The 10,687-nt window shown below is 70.2% G+C and carries 13 protein-coding genes; 6 read left to right on the forward strand and 7 right to left on the reverse strand.

Annotated features, from left to right (window positions below; genetic code table 11):
* Positions 1-31: 31 nt before the first annotated feature.
* Together B128_RS0106965 and B128_RS0106970 are read left to right on the forward strand one after the other, a co-directional pair.
* On the forward strand, positions 32-1,720 hold the full coding sequence (locus B128_RS0106965) for a M3 family oligoendopeptidase (protein WP_018111565.1): 1,689 nt from the start codon (positions 32-34) through the stop codon (positions 1,718-1,720).
* Positions 1,721-1,756: 36 nt separating this feature from the next.
* Positions 1,757-2,209, forward strand: coding sequence for an arsenate reductase ArsC (locus B128_RS0106970; RefSeq protein ID WP_018111566.1), 453 nt, complete (start codon positions 1,757-1,759; stop codon positions 2,207-2,209).
* 4 nt (positions 2,210-2,213) lie between these two features.
* Here the strand turns inward: B128_RS0106970 and ubiE are convergent, their stop codons facing one another.
* Positions 2,214-2,915: a bifunctional demethylmenaquinone methyltransferase/2-methoxy-6-polyprenyl-1,4-benzoquinol methylase UbiE gene (ubiE, locus tag B128_RS0106975; protein WP_040683586.1), complete on the reverse strand. Its 702-nt coding sequence runs from the start codon at positions 2,913-2,915 to the stop codon at positions 2,214-2,216.
* Between the two features lie 61 nt (positions 2,916-2,976).
* On the opposite strand from ubiE, the gene B128_RS0106980 reads away from it, so the two are divergent.
* Together B128_RS0106980 and B128_RS0106985 are read left to right on the forward strand one after the other, a co-directional pair.
* Complete coding sequence (locus B128_RS0106980) at positions 2,977-4,818, forward strand: ABC transporter permease (RefSeq protein ID WP_018111568.1); 1,842 nt, start codon at positions 2,977-2,979, stop codon at positions 4,816-4,818.
* Positions 4,815-5,738 (forward strand): ABC transporter permease, encoded by a 924-nt coding sequence (locus B128_RS0106985; RefSeq protein WP_018111569.1) that lies wholly within the window; start codon positions 4,815-4,817, stop codon positions 5,736-5,738. The genes B128_RS0106980 and B128_RS0106985 overlap by 4 nt, the downstream gene beginning before the upstream one ends.
* Here B128_RS0106985 and B128_RS0106990 read toward each other — a convergent pair.
* Genes B128_RS0106990 through B128_RS0107005 form a run of 4 tightly spaced genes read right to left on the reverse strand, consistent with a single transcriptional unit; the run spans position 5,726 to position 8,267 of the window.
* Positions 5,726-5,992 (reverse strand): hypothetical protein, encoded by a 267-nt coding sequence (locus tag B128_RS0106990; RefSeq protein WP_018111570.1) that lies wholly within the window; start codon positions 5,990-5,992, stop codon positions 5,726-5,728. The two genes, B128_RS0106985 and B128_RS0106990, sit on opposite strands and share 13 nt — an antisense overlap.
* Positions 5,993-6,004: 12 nt before the next feature.
* Entirely contained in the window at positions 6,005-6,772 is a 768-nt protein-coding gene (locus B128_RS0106995) for a PSP1 domain-containing protein (protein WP_018111571.1), read from the reverse strand.
* Complete coding sequence (locus tag B128_RS0107000) at positions 6,769-7,578, reverse strand: DNA polymerase III subunit delta' (protein WP_018111572.1); 810 nt, start codon at positions 7,576-7,578, stop codon at positions 6,769-6,771. Before B128_RS0107000 ends, B128_RS0106995 begins: the two co-directional genes overlap by 4 nt.
* Positions 7,545-8,267: a metallophosphoesterase family protein gene (locus B128_RS0107005; protein WP_018111573.1), complete on the reverse strand. Its 723-nt coding sequence runs from the start codon at positions 8,265-8,267 to the stop codon at positions 7,545-7,547. The genes B128_RS0107000 and B128_RS0107005 overlap by 34 nt, the downstream gene beginning before the upstream one ends.
* A 23-nt stretch (positions 8,268-8,290) precedes the next feature.
* On the opposite strand from B128_RS0107005, the gene B128_RS0107010 reads away from it, so the two are divergent.
* Positions 8,291-8,914, forward strand: coding sequence for a hypothetical protein (locus B128_RS0107010; RefSeq protein ID WP_018111574.1), 624 nt, complete (start codon positions 8,291-8,293; stop codon positions 8,912-8,914).
* A 12-nt stretch (positions 8,915-8,926) separates the two neighbouring features.
* Entirely contained in the window at positions 8,927-9,127 is a 201-nt protein-coding gene (locus tag B128_RS0107015; protein WP_018111575.1) for a hypothetical protein, read from the forward strand.
* Here the strand turns inward: B128_RS0107015 and B128_RS0107020 are convergent.
* Together B128_RS0107020 and B128_RS0107025 are read right to left on the reverse strand one after the other, a co-directional pair.
* Positions 9,124-9,543 (reverse strand): hypothetical protein, encoded by a 420-nt coding sequence (locus B128_RS0107020; RefSeq protein ID WP_018111576.1) that lies wholly within the window; start codon positions 9,541-9,543, stop codon positions 9,124-9,126. The genes B128_RS0107015 and B128_RS0107020 overlap by 4 nt on opposite strands.
* Before the next feature lie 39 nt (positions 9,544-9,582).
* The gene (locus B128_RS0107025; RefSeq protein ID WP_026175098.1) at positions 9,583-10,548 is read right to left on the reverse strand and encodes a tetratricopeptide repeat protein; all 966 of its coding nucleotides are present in this window, start codon (positions 10,546-10,548) and stop codon (positions 9,583-9,585) included.
* Between the last annotated feature and the right edge of the window lie 139 nt (positions 10,549-10,687).

Consider the following 10,687-nt stretch of genomic DNA (forward strand, 5'->3'; position numbering starts at 1 on the left):
GGCTGACCCGTGGGTCAGGTATAGTGGGGGCGTGGAAACCACCTGGGACCTTACCCCCCTCTTCCCCGGCCTGGAAACCCCCGAGTTCCAAAGGGCCTGGGAGGGGCTGAAGGGCCGCATCGGTCAGCTTAAGGACCTTCTGGAGCGGGAGGCCTCTTTGGGCGAGGTCCTCACCGCCCTGGACGCCATCCTGGAGGAGAGCACCCCCCTCTGGGCCTACCTCTACGCCCGCTTCAGCGCCGACACCTCCGACGAGGCCGCCTTGGCCAAGTTCTCCGAGCTGGAGATGCTCTTCCTGGACTTCCAGCGCCTAAGGCCCCGCCTCACCCGCTACCTGGCGCTCCAGGACCCCGCGGAGGCCGGCCCCTACCGCATCCTGGTGGAGGAGGCCAAGGAGGAAGCCCTCCACATGATGCCCGAGGGCGAGGAGGTGCTGGCGGCGGAGCTCAGCCTCTCGGGCCGGCAGGCCTGGGCCAAGCTCCACGAGAACCTCACCAGCCAGATCACCGCGGTGGTGGACGGGGAGGAGTTGCCCATCACCCAGGTGCGCAACCTCTACTTCCGCCCCGAAGAGGCGGTGCGCAAGAAGGCCTATGAGGCCGAGCTCCGGGCCTGGGAGCGGCACGAGGTGCCCCTGGCCTACGCCCTGAACGGGGTCAAGGGGGAGGCCGGCGTGCTGAACCGCCGCCGGGGCTACCGGGATGACCTAGAGCCCACCCTCCACCGCAACCGCATCACCCGGAGGGCCCTTGGGGCCATGCAGGAGGCGGTGCGGGAGAGCCTGCCCCTCTTCCGCCGCTACTTTGCCCTCAAGGCCAAGGCCCTGGGCAAGGAACGCCTGGACTGGTGGGACCTCTTCGCCCCCATCGGCCAGGGCCGGCCGTGGACCCTGGAGGAGGCCCGGCGCTTCATCCGGGAAAAGCTGGCCGCCTTCTCGGAAAACGCCGCCTCCGTGGCCGAGGCCGCCTTCGCCGAGCGCTGGATGGACCTCCTCCCCCGCAAGGGCAAGGTGGGCGGGGCCTACTGCATGCCCCGGGGCGGGGGAAAAAGCCTCATCCTGGCCAACTACGAGGAGAGCTTTGAGTCCCTCTCCACCCTGGCCCACGAGCTGGGGCACGCCTACCACAACTTCGCCCTGGCCCGGGTGCCCGCCGCCCTGCGCGAGGTGCCCATGACCCTGGCGGAGACCGCCAGCATCATGAACGAGACCCTGGTGGTGGAGGCCGCCCTGAAGGAGGCCTCCCCCGAGGAGGGCCTCCTCATCCTGGACGCCTACCTCCAGGGGGCGGCCCAGGTGGTGGTGGACATCCACAGCCGCTTCCTCTTCGAGTCCTGGGTCTTCCAGGGGCGGAAGGCACGGGAGCTCTCCCCCCGGGAGTTCAAGGAGCTCATGCTGAAGGCCCAGGAGGAGGCCTACGGCGAGGCCCTGGCCACCCGCCACCCCTACATGTGGGCGGTGAAGGGCCACTACTACGGCGCGGACTTCTACAACTACCCCTACACCTTCGGCCTCCTCTTCGGCCTGGCGGTCTACGGCGAGGCCAAGGAGGACCCCCACTTCGCCCAGCGCTACGAGGAGCTCCTGGCGGCCTCGGGGATGTACACCGCCAGGGAGCTGGCCCTGCGCTTCGGGTTTGACCTGGAAAGCCCCGCCTTCTGGCGCAAGGGCCTGGGGGTGCTGGCGGACAAGGTGGCCGAGCTGGAAAGGCGGCTTGCCTGACGGCCCTCTGACCCTGGGCCCTTAGGCTTAGGGAGGATGCGGCTTCTGGTCCTCTGCACCCACAACTCGGCCCGCAGCCAGATGGCCGAGGCCTGGCTCCGCCACCACGCCCAGGCCCTGGGGGTGGCCCTGGAGGTCCACTCCGCCGGCACGGAGAAGACCTTCGTCAAGGAGGAGGCGCGGCAGGTGATGGCCGAGGTGGGCCTGGACCTCTCCCACCACGTCTCCAAGACGCTTTGGGAAGTGCCCGACCCCTGGGGCTTTGACCTGGTCCTCACCCTGTGCGCCGAGGCCGAGGCGGCCTGCCCCACCTACCCCGCCCCCACCCAAAGGCGCCACGTCCCCTTCCCCGACCCCACGGGGCAGGGCCTCGAGGCCTGGCGCCAGGTGCGGGACGCCCTAGGCCGCATGAGCCGCTTCCTGGTGGAGCGCTTACGGGAGGGACAAATCCCCTCCGAGGAGGACCTGAGGCAGAGGGCGGGCCTCTAGCGCCCTACCCGTCCCCCACGTGGATGGCCGCCACCCCAAAGGTGAGGAGCTCGTAGCGCACCCTAAACCCCGCCGCCTCCATCAGGGCCTTGAGGGCCTCCGGGCTGGGGAAGGCCTCCACGCTCTCCGGCAGGTAGCGGTAGGCCCCGAAGCTCCCCGAGACCAGCCCCCCCACCAGGGGGAGGACCCGCCCGAAGTAGAGGCGGTAGACCAGGCCGAAGACCCCCCTGGGGGGCGGGGGAAACTCCAGGATCACCAGCCGCCCCCCGGGGGCCAGGACCCGGCGGAGCTCGGCCAGGGCTTTGGGGTAGTCGGCGAAGTTGCGGAAACCAAAGGCGATGGTGATGGCGTCAAAGTGGGCATGGGGAAAGGGCAGGGCCAGGGCGTCCCCTTCCTGGAAGGCCACCCTGAGGCCCAGGGCCTCGGCCTTCTTCCGGGCAATCTCCAGCATGGGCCGGGCGAAGTCCACCCCCACCACCTCGGCCTCTGGGGCCCGCCGCTTCAGCATGAGGGCCAGGTCCCCCGTGCCCGTGGCCAGGTCCAGGATGCGCCTGGGCCTCCTTTCCAGGGCCAGGGCCACCGCCCGCTTGCGCCAGCGCAGGTCGGCCCCGAAGGACAAGAGCCGGTTGAGGAGGTCGTACCGCGGGGCGATCTCCGAGAACATCCGCTGCACCTGCTTGGCCTTTTCCTCCGGCGAAAGCGCCACGAGGGGAGTCTAGCACCCTGGGGGCCCTTGGGACCAACGGGGGTAGGGTACAATCTTGGGCGTGTTGACGGACCGTAGGCGCCTGGGGGTCCTGGTCCTGGCGGGGGGCGGGATAGCCCTCCTCCTCTGGTACCTGGCGCCCTGGGCCGTACCCCACCGCCTCTTCGGGGGGGAGGGCGTCCTCCTCAACCCCTTTGGCCACCACCTGCCCGAGGGTACCCTGCCCCAGGGCTACCGGGACGGCTGGCTCTTTGCCGTCTTCTACCTCTCCTTGGCCTGGCTCCTCCTCACCCTGTTGGCCCCCTGGACTAAGGCCCCCACCAAGGCCCTCTACGCCCTGGGCCTCCTGGGGCTTGGCCTCTTCCTCTTGGGCTACGTCCTCTTCCAGCAGAGCGTGGCCCAGGTGAACGCCCCCCTGGAGCGCCCCCTCCTGAGGCGCTACAGCCTGGGCCTGGGGAGCTACGCTACCCTGGGCTATAGCCTCTACCTCCTCCTCCTGGCCCGGGTCTTCTCCCCCGGGGGGCTGGCCTTCCTGGTGCGGCGGCGGGGGGTGGTGGTGCCCCTCTTCTCCCTGCTCCTGGCCACCCTGATCGGGGGGGTGATCGTGGCCATCCTGCGGGAAAGCCCCGCCCTGCCCCAGGACCTGCGCCATGCCCTCCTCCTCAAGCTGGACCTCATCACCTACACCTACCAGCTCCTCTTCAGCCCCCTGGTGAACCCCTCGGGCTTCCTGCAAAGCCTCCTCCTGGCCACCCCCCTCATCTTCACGGGTTTGGCGGTGGCCCTGGGCTTCCGCGGAGGGCTCTTCAACATCGGGGCTCCGGGACAGCTCATCCTGGGGGCCATCGCCGCCATGCTGGTGGGGGTCTACCTGCCGGGGCCCAGGTGGCTGGTCCTGCCCCTGGCCATCCTGGCCGCCGCCCTGGCCGGGGGGCTATGGGGGGCTTTGCCGGGCTGGCTCAAAGCCCGCTTCGGGGCCCACGAGGTCATCAACACCATCATGCTGAACTACATCGCCGCCAGCCTCTTCCTCTTCCTCATCTCCGCCAACGAGTACAAGTTCTTCGGCTCCACCCTCTACCTGCCCTTCAAGTACCCGGGCTACGAGGCCCGCAGCCACGAGATCCGCCCCGAGGCCCGCATCCCCCACTGGACCGACCTGGTGGCCCCGGGGGGGGAGCTCTCCTTCGCCCTGCCCCTGGCCCTCCTCCTGGGGGTGGCGGGGTACCTCCTGGCCCGAAGGAGCCTGGGCCACCGGGTGCTCTTCGGCCTCCTGGGGGCCGGGATAGGGTACGTGGTGGGCGGGCTTCTCCCGGGACCCCAGGTGAGCTTTGGCCCGGACCTCACCTCGGTGCGCCTCAACGGGGCCTTCCTCCTGGCCCTCCTGGCCCTCCTCTTCTTCCACTTCTACGTGTTCCGCACCGTAGGGGGGTATGAGCTCAGGGCCATGGGCCTGGCCCCCAAGGCGGCGGAGTACGGGGGGGTGCTGGCGGGCAGGAAGGTGGTCCTCATCATGTTCCTGGCGGGGGCCCTGGCGGGACTGGCCGCCACCCACTACGTGCTGGGGGGCGGGATTGACGAGTACCGCCTGAAGCAGGCCCTTCCCTACTCGGTGGGCTTTGACGGCATCGCCGTGGCCCTCATGGGGCAGAACACCCCGGTGGGGGTGGGCCTGGCCGCCTGGCTTTTTGGCATCCTCCTCACGGGGGGGCTGCAGGTGAACCTGCAGCTGGGCATCAGCCGGGAGCTGGTGGCGGTGCTCCAGGCCCTGGTGGTGCTCTTCATCGCCGCGGGGGGCTTTTTGCCCCGCTACTTCACCGATCCCCTGCGGGCGGCGGAGGTGGAACTCAAGGCCGAGGCCGCCCGGCGGGGGGCCGAGGAGGCCAAGGAGGTGCGCCGATGAACCTGGACACGGCCTTCTGGACGGCCCTCTTCCTTTCCACCCTGCGCCAAACCACCCCCCTGCTCTTCACCGCCTTAGGGGGGATGTTCTCCGAGCGGAGCGGGGTGGTGAACATCGCCCTCGAGGGCATCATCCTCTTCGGAGCCCTGACGGCGGCGGTGGTGGTGGAGCGGGTGGAAAACGCCCTGGGTCCTGGGCCCCACCCCTGGCTCCCCTGGGTGGGGGTGCTTTCCGCCATGGCCGTGGGGGGGCTGGTGGCCCTGGTGCACGCCGTGGTCTCCATCCGCTACCGGGCGGACCAGATCATCAGCGCCACGGCCATCAACCTCCTGGCCCTGGGGGCCCCCAGCCTGGTCCTCACCTACTTCTACGGCAACGCCACCAACTCCAAGGAGGTGGTGAACCGCCTGCCCCTCTGGGGGCCCGAGGGCTTCGCCCTCTCCCCCCTGGTCTACCTGGCCTTCCTCCTGGTGCCCCTCTCCTGGTGGGTCCTCTTCAAAACCCCTTTTGGCCTCCGCCTCCGGGCGGTGGGGGAGCACCCCGAGGCCGCGGACACCCTGGGGGTGAACGTCCACCGGATGCGCTACATCGGGGTGCTCCTCTCCGGGGTCCTGGCGGGGATGGCGGGGGCCTACCTGGCCATCGGCTTCCTGAACCAGTTCGTCCGGGGGATGTCGGCCGGCCTGGGCTTCATCGCCCTGGCGGCCATGATCTTCGGCAAGTGGCACCCCCTGGGCATCCTGGGCTCCACCCTGCTCTTCGGCTTCGCCAGCGCCCTGGCCATCCAGCTCCAGGGCACGGAGATCCTGCCTGCGGTGCTGGTGCAGGCCTTCCCCTACGTGGTCACCGTGCTGGTGCTGGCAGGCTTCATCGGCCGTAGCCGCCCGCCGGCGGCGGTGGGCAGGCCCTACGAGAAGTAGCCCCACCGCTTCTCCAGGCGCCCCAGGCGGTGGCGGAGCCAAAGACGGCTCCCATCAACAAAGGCCAGCTCCACCCCGTCCCGCAGGAGGGCGAAGCCCTGGAGGAGGTCCGCCCCCTCCCCCCGGGCGAAGCGGGCGTGGCCGTCCGCCCGCAGGTACAAGAAGCCTGCCTCCAGCCAGACCTGGGCCTCGGTGCCCTGGCGGTTCCGCACCAGGCGCCGCACCCTCCCGGCGAAGGCCTCGGCCTGGGTCATGGGACACCCGCCTCAGGCCAGCTCCTCCTTGCCCACCTCCAGGGTCTTGCCGTCCTCCAGGAGGAGCTCCACCGTCCCCTTGAGGGGGTTGAGCTTGTGCACTTTGCCGCAGACCCCCTCGCGGGTACAGGCCCGGGCGTTTTTGCGGGGCAGCTCGGCCAGAAGCTCCTGGTAGACGGGGTGCTCGTAGACCAGGCAGCAGAGGAGCCGGCCGCAGGGACCGGAGATCTTCTCGGGGTTCAGGGGGAGTTGCTGGTCCCGGGCCAGCTTGATGGAGACCTGGGCGAACCCCTGGAGCCAGGTGGAGCAACAGGACTCCATGCCGCAGGCCCCCAGGGTCCCCAGGTACTGGGCCTCCTCCCGGGGGCCCTCGGCCAAAAACTCCACCCGGGCCTGGAAGCGCTCGGCCAGCTCGTGGGTGAAGCGGCGGAGGTTCACTCGCTCCTGGGCGGCGTAGTGGACGGAGAGGTGGCGGCCATCCAGGGTGAAGTCGCACCCTAAGACCTTGGCCTCCACCCCCTCCTCCCGCAGACGGGCCCGGAGGTAGAAGAGGGCCTCCTCCGCCCGCACCCGGAGCCTGGCCGCCCGGTCCAGGTCCTCCTTGCTGGCCAGGCGCACCACCTCCCCGGCCTCCGGGGCCTTCTTGGGGGGGGTGCGCACCTTGCCCACCTCCAGGCCGCGGCTGGTGCGCACCACCACGTAGGCGTCCAGGGGCGGGGGCTCCCCCTGGAAGCGGAAGTAGCGGAGGACGGGGGTGCGGAAGCGGACGCCCACGGTCATGTTTCTAAGTCTAAGGCGAGCCGGGCCAGGACCAGGTCGGGGCTCACATACCCCTCCAGGGCCTCCCGGGCGGCCTCGAGGGCCAAAAGGGCCCGAGGACGCGAGGGCAAAAGGGCGTGCAGGGCGAAAAACCCCTCTTCCTCACCCAGAAGCTCCTTGAGGAGGGCCAGACGTTTAAGGGGCGGGGCTCCTAAGGCGGCCCGCGCCTTCTCCATGCGGGACCGAAAGGCCTCGGGATCGGCCAGGGCCCGAAGGAGACGGCCCGGGGCCCCGGCGGCGTAGGCCAGGAGCTCGGGGTCCTGGGTCAGGGACTTTAGCGCCTCCTCGGACACCGGGCCGAAGGGCACCTCCAGGGCCCGGCTGGCCAGGGTGGGGAGGAGGGTATCGCGGCTGGGGGCGATGAGGACGATGCGCCCGTAGGAAGGAGGCTCCTCCAGGAGCTTCAAAAGGGCGTTGGCCGCAGCCTCGGTGAGGAGGTGGGCGGCGTCCAGGATGGCCACCTTCACCCGCTCCCGCGGGTGGCTGGCGAACCAGTCAAAGAGGGGCTCCACCTCCTCTAGGCGCACCTCTGCCCGGCCCCGGAGGCCCCGCTCCTTGGGGCTGATCTCCAGGAGGTCGGGGTGCTCCTCCAAAGGAGGCGGGGGAAACCCCCGGTTGAGCCCCAGGGCGTACCAGCGGGCCACCGTGCGCCGGCCCACCCCCTCGGGGCCGGAGAAGAGGAGGGTGGCAGCCCCTATCCGGGGCAGGAGCCCCAGGATGGCCCCGTGGCCGATTATTCCCCCAGGGTGAGACGGGTGTAGAGCCATGGGGGAAACCCCTCCTCCGCGATGCGCTGGCCCACCCGCTCCAGGGGGTAGTCCACCCGGAAGAACTCCACCCGGTCCCCCTCCCAAAGGGCAAAGGCCGCCCCCGGGGTGCGGTCACGGGGCTGGCCCACGGAGCCGGGGTTGACCAGGGCCCGCACCGTGGGGGGCAGCCGGAGCTCCCCTCCCTGGGTGAAGCGCTGGTAGCGCACCCAGGGCCTAGGACCCGCGAGCTCCAGGAAGGCCCCCGCCAGGTGGGTGTGCCCGTGGAAGACCAAGCGGGCCTCGGTGCAGGCGAAGGCCTGCCGGGCAGGCTCCAGCTCGTCCAGGTACTCAAAGGGGTCGCAGGGGCTACCGTGGACCAAAAGCGCCCCCTCCACCTCCTTCTGCCAGGACCAGGAGGCGAGAAACTCCAGGTGCTCCTCCGAAAGCCGCTCCCGCTGCCAGGCCAGGATCTCCATGACCGGCCCCTCCAGGGGAAGGCGGTCTAGGGCCAAAAGCCAGGCGTCGTGGTTGCCCAGGACGCACTCCGCCCCCACCTCAAGGAGCCAGTCCAGCACCCGGTCCCCATCGGGGTAGTAGCCCACGGCATCCCCCAGGAAGAGGACCTGGTCAAAGGGGGGCGCGGTCTGGAGAACGGCCTCCAGGGCGGGCCAGTTCCCGTGGATGTCCGAGAGGACCAGGTGGCGCACAGGGCTTAGGATACCATGAGAGCATGGCCGCTTCCCTCCTAGAGAGGCTTTCCCTGGACCTCGAGGTCCTCTCGGAGCACCTCCGGGCGGGCATGGACCCCTTTGGCACCCTGCTTTGCTACCTGGAAGGGGCTAGGGGTGGGGGCACCACCCTCCTCCACGCCCCCTACGAGGAGGCCCTTCCCGTGCTCAAGGCCCTCAACGGCCTCTCCTTCCGGGGGCGCATCCTCCTGGCCCTGGACCCCTCCCCCCTCTCCGCCACGGCGGAGGGAATCCCCCTTTCCGGCCCCACCCGGGCCCCCCTGGAGCACCTCCTGGACCAGGTGCGCCCACAAAGGCTCCTCCTGGCCTTTCCCGGGGCAGGGCTGGGCCGGGCCTTCCCCGGGGGCAAGGAGACCGAGGGAGGCTGGCGGCCCCTGGAGGCGGAGGGAGAGCCCCTGGCCCTGGAGGTGGAGGCCCCCACAGGCCTCACCTACCGGGAGGTGCGGGCCTACGCTCCCTGGGAGAGCCCACCCCTGCCCCTGGACCTCCCCCAGGGGGAAGGCCCCTACCTGGGGGAGGTGGGGCGGCGGCGGGGGATTCCCACCTACGGGGTGGGGCTTGTAGACTTGAGGTCAAGCCTGGAGGCCATCCTGCGCCTCGGGTGAGGAGGGGAGAATATGGTCTACATTGCCCTGTTCGCCTTGGGAGCGGCCCTGGTCACCCTGCTCTTCTACCTCATCCTGAACCCGCGGGTGCTCACCACCGAGGGGGAGACCTTTGACCTGCGCTTCGTCTTCTTCATGCTGATCCTGATCATCCTCTCGGCGGCCACCGTGGCCCTCATGCTCATGCTGGGCCGGATGTACCACCTGATCTAGGCTTCCTTGAGGAAATCTTCCGGGGCAAGCTCACCCCGGAGGTACTTTAGGTCCTTCTCCAAAAGGTTCCGGGTGGCCTCGAGGACCGGGCGGAAGTCCGGGGGAAACTCCCGCTCCAGATGGGCCATGCAGAGGAGCAGGCCCTCCACCATGGCCCGCTCCTGCTCCCGGCGGCGCTTCCCCCCGCGCAGGGCGCTGCGGGCCAGGTGGGCAAGCCGCCCTACCACGCACACCCGGGGCTCCCCACCCACCCCGGCGCAGGGCAGGCCCTCCGCCCCCCCGCAGGCGGCGTAGGCCTGGGGGTAAAGGGGGGCAAGCTCCGGGTGGCCCAGAAGGGCCGGCCCCAGGGGCCCCGCGTGCACCGCGGCCAGGTGCAGGTAGAGGGCGTGGCGGGCACGGCGGACCTCCACCTCCATACCCCCATCCTAGGGGGGGTTCCCCAGGACAAATGCCCCCTACAGGCGGAAGGGCGTCCTCAGCCCGGCCAGGGCGATGGCCCGGGCCTCCTCCGGGGCCCAGGAGAGGGCCAGAACCCCCCGGTAGGCCCTAAGGGCCCGCGCCCTCTCCCCCGCCAGGTCCAGGAGCTGGCCGAAGCGAGCCAGGACATACCCCGGCAGGTATCCAGGATGCTGAAAGTCCATGCGGAAGACCTCCTCCATGAGGGCCAAGGCCTCCCGCCACTCCCCCGCGGCCAGGTAGACCTGGGCGGCCAGGTAGAGGGCCTCGGGGCTGCCGATGGCGAAAAGCCCCTCCAGTAAACCCGCCCAATCGTCCCCCTCCTGAAGTTGCCAGGCCCGGTCCATGAGGGCCCGCGCCCGCTCGGCCTCCGTGGGGGTGTGGGCCTTGGGCAGAGCCTGGGGGAAACGCTCGGCCAGGAAGGGGTAGTCCAGGAGGTCGGCCACCACGGCTCCCTCCCGGCCTTCCAGGAGGGAGGCCACCTGGGCCATGCGCCGGGCGCGGAAGCCCGTGGCCGGGCCCTCGCCAAAGGCCTGGGCGAAGCCCTGGTAGACCCCCTTAAGCCGGGCCAAAAACCCCTCCGAGCCCAGGACCTCGGGGCTTAGGGGGGTCCTGAGCAGGTCCAGCAGGGCCTGGTCAAAGGCCTGCATCCGCTCCAGGTGGGGCTCCCCCCTAGGGTGCTGGGCCAGGGCCTGGCGGAAGGCCTCGGCCTCCCCCTTCAGGTGGGCCTCCCGGTCCAGGGCCACCACCTCCACCCCCCGCGCCTCGGCCCAGGGGAGGAGATGGAAGAGGAGGGGATCCTCCTCCCGCCAAAGCCCCTCCCTCAGGCCCTCCTCCGAGTGGGAGGCCAGGTAGAGGACCTCGGGACGGGCCTCCTCCAAAAGGGCCAGGACCGTGGTGGCGTTGTAGCGTGGATGCAGGATGTGGAAGGGGCCAAGGGAAGGCAGTAAGAGCATCCTCACCATCTTAGAGGCTGTCGTAAAAGTCCTCCACGGCCAGCTACGCGGCCCTAGCCAGCCGCTTCACCAACAAGCGTAGCATGCCCAGATACACCCAGGCCTCGCTCACCCGAGGGTTAGCTTCGTAGTCCTTGGCAAGCCGCCG

The organism is Thermus igniterrae ATCC 700962 (assembly GCF_000376265.1).
Lineage (GTDB): Bacteria > Deinococcota > Deinococci > Deinococcales > Thermaceae > Thermus > Thermus igniterrae.